Raw genomic sequence first — 3,012 nt, 5'->3', positions numbered from 1 at the left:
GCCAGCGCGCGGACCAGGTGCTTGGCCACGCGCCCGAGGAAGGCCTGCCGCTGCACCGACCCGGGCGCACCCACCCGGGCCCGCATCCCCAGGCCGTCGGCGACGGCCTGCACCTGCGCGAGCGGCGCATCGAGATAGCCGGGCAGGGACAGCATGACCTTCACCGCCGGGCGGGTGAAATAGAGGTTCGGACCCTCCAGGAGACGGACCTCGGTGGTGACGATCGGCTCGGACACCTACTGCCCCATCGCGTGCACGCCGCCGTCGACGTGCACGATCTCACCCGTCGTCGCCGGGAACCAGTCGCTGAGCAAGACGGTACAGGCCTTCGCGGTCGGCACCGGGTCGCCCACATCCCAGCCCAGGGGCGCCCGCTCGTCCCAGACCCGCTCGAACTGCTCGAAGCCGGGGATCGACTTCGCGGCGGTCGTCCGGATCGGGCCGGCGGCGACGAGGTTGCACCGAATTCCCTTGGGGCCCAAGTCTCTTGCCAGATAGCGGTTGGTCGACTCGAAGGCGGCTTTGGCCACCCCCATCCAGTCGTAGACCGGCCACGCGAACTTCGCGTCGAAGGTTAGACCGACGATGGACCCGCCCTCGCTCATCAGCGGCAGACACGCGACGCCGAGCGACTTGAGGCTGTAGGAGCTGATCTGAATCGCCGTCGCGACGTCCTCCCACGAGCCCTCGAGAAAGTTGAAGGCGCCCTGCGGTGCGAACCCGATGGAGTGCAGCACCCCGTCGAGGGAGTCGGTGTGCTCGCGCAGCCGCTCGGCCAGGGAGTCCAGATGCGACTGATCACTGACGTCGAGTTCGACGACGGGTGGCAGCTCTGGGAGCCGCTTGGCGATCGTCTGGGTGATCTTCATCGTCCGCCCGAAGGAGGTGAGGATGACCTTGGCGCCCTCCTCCTGCGCCAGCTTGGCGACGTGGAAGGCGATGGAGGAGTCCATGAGGACGCCGGTGATCAGCAGGGTCTTGCCCTCGAGCAGCATCAGTTCGTCCTTTCGGGTATGCGGTGTGGTCGGGTCGGCGAGTCCGGGCTCAGTGGCCCATGCCGAGGCCGCCGTCGACGGGAATGACGGCCCCGGAGATATAGGCGGCCTCGTCCGAGGCGAGGAAGAGCACCGCCGCGGCCACCTCGGGCGGGGTGGCGAACCGGCCGGCAGGGATCGCCGCCTTGTACTCCTTCTGCCGGTCCTCGGGCACTTCGGCCGTCATATCGGTCTCGATGAAGCCGGGAGCGACGACATTGGCGGTGATCCCCCGGCCGCCGAGCTCACGGGTGATCGAACGGGCCAGCCCGACCAGACCGGACTTGCTGGCGCTGTAGTTGGTCTGGCCGGGACCGCCATAGAGTCCTACCACGCTGGAGATGAAGATGATCCGGCCGAACCGCTTCTTGATCATCCCGACGCTCGCGCGTCGCGCGCACCGGAACGACCCGGCGAGGTTGGTGTCGACGACGGCGTCGAAGTCGGCGTCGCTCATCCGCATGAGCAGCCCGTCCTTGGTGATCCCGGCGTTGGCCACGACGACCTCGACGGGTCCGCCCAGGAGTTCTTCGGCGGCCGCGAAGGCGGCGTCGACCGACGCGGAATCGGTGACATCGCCGCGGACGGCACGCAGGCCCTCGGGTGCGTCACCGGAACGCGTCGTGACGACCACATTGTGTCCGGCCGCGGCCATGGCCTCGGCGATCGACTTGCCGATCCCTCGATTGCCACCGGTCACCAGGACATTGCGTGCGGTCATCGATCGCCTCTCACGTTCGGGGTGCTGCAGGTCACAGACGAACCTAGTGGACGGCGCACCTCGATGCACACGCCGCTCGCGGCATACCCTGCTTATGTGACTCGGCCGCAGCCCTCCGCGCAGTCGGTGACGACTGCCCCGGAGAGCCTGCGCGAGGAGCAGGGTTCGCGGATCCGCAGGTACCTCGTCATGATGGCGATCCGCACGATCTGCTTCATCGCGGCCGTGCCGCTGCAGGGGTGGATGCGCTGGACCGCCGTCGCCGCCGCCGTGGTGCTGCCGTATGTCGCGGTCGTCTTCGCCAACGCCGTCAAGCCGCGGGCAGAGGGCACCATCACGCCGGTCACCCCTGTCGTGCCCATGCTCTCCCACGAAGCCGAGGCTCTCGAAGGCCACGTCGTTCATCACCCGAGGGACCCGTAGCCCCCCTCAGCCTCCGATGGCGCTCATGGGGCGGTCGGGCTGGTGGAAGTCCGGTCGTCCGATGCCGTGGCCACGGGCCTTGCGCCACATCTCGCCGCGGATGATGGCCTCCAGGTCGGCGTCGTCCGCGCCGTCGCGCAACGGCCCGCGCAGGTCGGATTCGCTGTTGGCGAAGAGGCAGTTGCGCAACTGGCCGTCGGCCGTCAGGCGCACCCGATCGCAGGCGGCGCAGAAGGGCGCGCTGACGCTCGCGATGATGCCGACGGTATGCGGTCCGTCGTCGATCAGGTAGCGCTCGGCGGGTGCGCTGCCACGACCGTCGAGGGGGGTGAGCCGGTAGGTCTTCTCCAGTTCGCTGCGGATCTCGCCGGCGGTGACCATGGTGCCGCGCTGCCATTCGTGGCCCGCGTCGAGGGGCATCTGCTCGATGAAACGCAACTCGTAGCCGCGATCGAGACACCACGCGAGCAGGTCGGCGACGTCCTCGTCGTTGATTCCGCGCATGGCGACGGCGTTGACCTTGACCGGCGTCAGGCCGGCGTCCTGAGCGGCCTTGAGCCCGGCCTCGACATCGCCGAGCCGGTCCCGCCGCGTCAGCGCGACGAACTCCTGCGGGTCGATCGTGTCGAGGGAGACGTTGACCCGGTCCAGCCCGGCCGCCCTGAGTGGAGCGGCCAGCCGGTCCAACCCGATTCCGTTGGTGGTCATGGCGATCGTCGGCCGCGGGTCGAGGTCGGCGATGCGCTCGACCACGCTCACCAGTGACTTGCGCAGCATCGGCTCGCCGCCGGTGAGACGGATCTGGCGGACCCCGAGGCGCACGAAGAGCCCGAT

At 69.0% G+C, this 3,012-nt stretch carries 4 protein-coding genes and 1 pseudogene; 1 reads left to right on the top strand and 4 read right to left on the bottom strand.

Features of this window, described 5'->3' with window-relative positions; translation table 11 throughout:
* The 3 genes and pseudogenes from BN11_RS24125 to fabG all read right to left on the bottom strand — a co-directional run.
* Positions 1-236, bottom strand: a pseudogene (locus BN11_RS24125) (Mur ligase); the annotation flags it as partial.
* On the bottom strand, positions 237-995 hold the full coding sequence (fabI, locus tag BN11_RS16430) for an enoyl-ACP reductase FabI (protein ID WP_048699435.1): 759 nt from the start codon (positions 993-995) through the stop codon (positions 237-239).
* A 49-nt stretch (positions 996-1,044) separates the two neighbouring features.
* Positions 1,045-1,755 (bottom strand): 3-oxoacyl-ACP reductase FabG, encoded by a 711-nt coding sequence (gene fabG / locus BN11_RS16425; protein ID WP_048699434.1) that lies wholly within the window; start codon positions 1,753-1,755, stop codon positions 1,045-1,047.
* Between the two features lie 96 nt (positions 1,756-1,851).
* Here fabG and BN11_RS16420 point away from each other — a divergent pair, with 96 nt between their 5' ends.
* The gene (locus BN11_RS16420; protein WP_235435520.1) at positions 1,852-2,178 is read left to right on the top strand and encodes a DUF3099 domain-containing protein; all 327 of its coding nucleotides are present in this window, start codon (positions 1,852-1,854) and stop codon (positions 2,176-2,178) included.
* 6 nt (positions 2,179-2,184) lie between these two features.
* Here the strand turns inward: BN11_RS16420 and moaA are convergent.
* Positions 2,185-3,012 (bottom strand): GTP 3',8-cyclase MoaA (gene moaA / locus BN11_RS16415; RefSeq protein ID WP_048699433.1); only part of this gene is annotated, 828 nt, incomplete at its 5' end.

Source organism: Nostocoides australiense Ben110, from assembly GCF_001050535.1.
GTDB classification, from domain to species: domain Bacteria; phylum Actinomycetota; class Actinomycetes; order Actinomycetales; family Dermatophilaceae; genus Nostocoides_A; species Nostocoides_A australiense.
Note: the sequence above shows the minus strand (reverse complement) of the source record. Positions and strands in the feature narration are given on the sequence as shown.

What these genes read in the sequence shown, in the direction of transcription:
- fabI (WP_048699435.1), bottom strand. Translation starts at nt 995, where the DNA reads ATGCTGCTCGAGGGCAAGACCCTGCTGATCACCGGCGTCCTCATGGAC.
- fabG (WP_048699434.1), bottom strand. Translation starts at nt 1,755, where the DNA reads ATGACCGCACGCAATGTCCTGGTGACCGGTGGCAATCGAGGGATCGGC.